Raw genomic sequence first — 2,521 nt, 5'->3', positions numbered from 1 at the left:
TTCGACACCCAAAACCTCGCCCAGCATGGCACCTTCCGATAAGACACGTCGCTAACGACGTCGTTATGCACGTGTCTTAGCTCGGAACCCCGCAATCAGGCAGGCGGCTTCAATCGGGCGGTTACGGCGGTTCCGTGTGCTGTGCGTGATCGACGACTTCAGCCGGGAATGCCTGGCCACGGTCGTCGATACATCGATCTCCGGCATCAGGGTGGCTCGCGAGATGGACCGGATCGCCGAGATCCGCGGCTATCCCTGCATGGTGGTCAGCGACAACGGCACCGAGTTTACCTCGAACGCCATCCTGAAGTGGCAGGAGGAGCGCCATGTCGAGTGGCACTACATCGCGCCGGGCAAGCCCATGCAGAACGGCTTCGTGGAGAGCTTCAACGGCAGGCTCCGGGACGAGTGCCTGAACGAGCACCTCTTTGTCGGGCTGCGCCATGCCCGCCAATTGATTGCGGCATGGCGCGACGACCCACCACCGCCCGCACACGAGCCTCGACGGGCTCACCCCGCGGGAATACTTCAACCGGTCAGAGAAGGACCAAACCCCGAACAGACTTAACTTCTGATCGAGGACAATTGGGGGAGCGGTTGTTCCCGTGTCGGGTCCGCTTGTGCTCCGTCTGTGGGGCGATCGCGGAAGGTCGGCTCGGGCTGGTGCGTGTCGCGGCGGTCTTGCGCGGCGGATCGCGTCCATTGCATCGTTCGGAGAGGTTTCTCGTGTTTCTTTCCAGATCTGGCGGTGACTTACTCTCCCACGTCTTGAGACGCAGTACCATCAGCGCGACGGCACTTAACGGCTGGGTTCGGAATGGGACCAGGTGTTTTGCTCGTGCTATGACCACCAGATCGGGGAAGAAACAGGTCGGCGGGTGGGCCGCCGGACAATCTTTCCAAGTCGCGTATCGTGCATGACTTCTGGTCCTGGTGAGGGTTTTCCTCGCCACTTCCGGATCAGATCAAGCCAATCGGGCCATTAGTACCGGTCAACTGAACGCATTGCTGCGCTTACATCTCCGGCCTATCGACGTGCTGGTCTCGCACGGCCCTCAAGGGATACCTTGTTTCGAGGGGGGCTTCCCGCTTAGATGCCTTCAGCGGTTATCCTGTCCGATCATAGCTACCCTGCACTGCGGCTGGCGCCACAACAGGTCCACCAGTGGATCGTTCACCCCGGTCCTCTCGTACTAGGGGCAACTCCTCTCAAGTATCCTACACCCACGGCAGATAGGGACCGAACTGTCTCACGACGTTCTAAACCCAGCTCACGTACCTCTTTAAACGGCGAACAGCCGTACCCTTGGGACCTGCTCCAGCCCCAGGATGAGATGAGCCGACATCGAGGTGCCAAACGGTGCCGTCGATATGGACTCTTGGGCACCATCAGCCTGTTATCCCCAGAGTACCTTTTATCCGTTGAGCGATGGCCCTTCCACTCGGGACCACCGGATCACTATGGCCGTCTTTCGACTCTGCTCGACGTGTCAGTCTCGCAGTCAGGCTGGCTTCTGCCATTGCACTCAACGACCGATTTCCGACCGGTCTGAGCCAACCTTCGCGCGCCTCCGTTACACTTTAGGAGGCGACCGCCCCAGTCAAACTACCCACCACGCAGGGTCCCGGACCCGGATAACGGGCCGCGGTTAGACATCAAGCAAGGCAAGGGTGGTATCTCAAGGGAGACTCCACCAGGACTGGCGTCCCGGCTTCGAAGTCTACCACCTATCCTGCACATGCCTGGCCTGATGCCAGTGCGAAGCTATAGTAAAGGTTCATGGGGTCTTTCCGTCTAACCGCGGGAAGCCTGCATCTTGACAGGCAATTCAATTTCGCTGAGTCGATGTTGGAGACAGCGGGGAAGTCGTTACGCCATTCGTGCAGGTCGGAACTTACCCGACAAGGAATTTCGCTACCTTAGGACCGTTATAGTTACGGCCGCCGTTTACCGGGGCTTCAATTCAAGGCTTGCACCTCTCCTTTTAACCTTCCGGCACCGGGCAGGCGTCAGACCCTATACGTCGTCTTGCGACTTCGCAGAGCCCTGTGTTTTTAGTAAACAGTCGCCACCCCCTGGTTTGTGCCCCCGGCCCTCTTGGACCGGGCCTCCTTCTCGCGAACTTACGGAGGTATTTTGCCGAGTTCCTTCAACATCGTTCTCTCAAGCGCCTTGGTATTCTCTACCAGTCCACCTGTGTCGGTTTGGGGTACGGTCTGATGGAGGGCTATTTCCAGGAACTGTCTTGGATACGCCCCAATCCGATAAGGGACGCACGCCGCCACAATCCGTCACATCCTCCTGGCCCAGGAATATTAACCTGGTTCCCATCGACTACGCCTTTCGGCCTCGCCTTAGGGGCCGGCTTACCCTGCTCAGATTAGCTTTAAGCAGGAACCCTTGGACTTTCGGCGACAGGGTCTCTCACCCTGTTTGTCGCTACTCATGTCATCATTCTCGCTAGTGATCTCTCCACCGGATCCCTCACAGGCCGGCTTCACAGAAAGCCTCTCTCCTCCA

2 rRNA genes and 1 pseudogene are annotated in these 2,521 nt (G+C 58.6%); 1 reads left to right on the top strand and 2 read right to left on the bottom strand.

The features are described from left to right. Positions 1–124: 124 nt before the first annotated feature. Positions 125–575, top strand: a pseudogene (locus EAT49_RS20940) (integrase core domain-containing protein); the annotation flags it as partial. 165 nt (positions 576–740) lie between these two features. Here EAT49_RS20940 and rrf read toward each other — a convergent pair. After that, positions 741–855, bottom strand: a 5S ribosomal RNA gene (gene rrf, locus EAT49_RS20935). A 106-nt stretch (positions 856–961) separates the two neighbouring features. Then, positions 962–2,521: ribosomal RNA gene (locus EAT49_RS20930) — 23S ribosomal RNA — on the bottom strand; the annotation flags it as partial.

Origin of the sequence: Histidinibacterium lentulum (assembly GCF_003789055.1) — a bacterium.
In the GTDB taxonomy this organism is placed as follows: Bacteria; Pseudomonadota; Alphaproteobacteria; order Rhodobacterales; family Rhodobacteraceae; genus Oceanicola; species Oceanicola lentulus.
The sequence above is the reverse complement of the archived record's forward strand: the minus strand, read 5'-3'. Positions and strand labels throughout refer to the sequence as shown.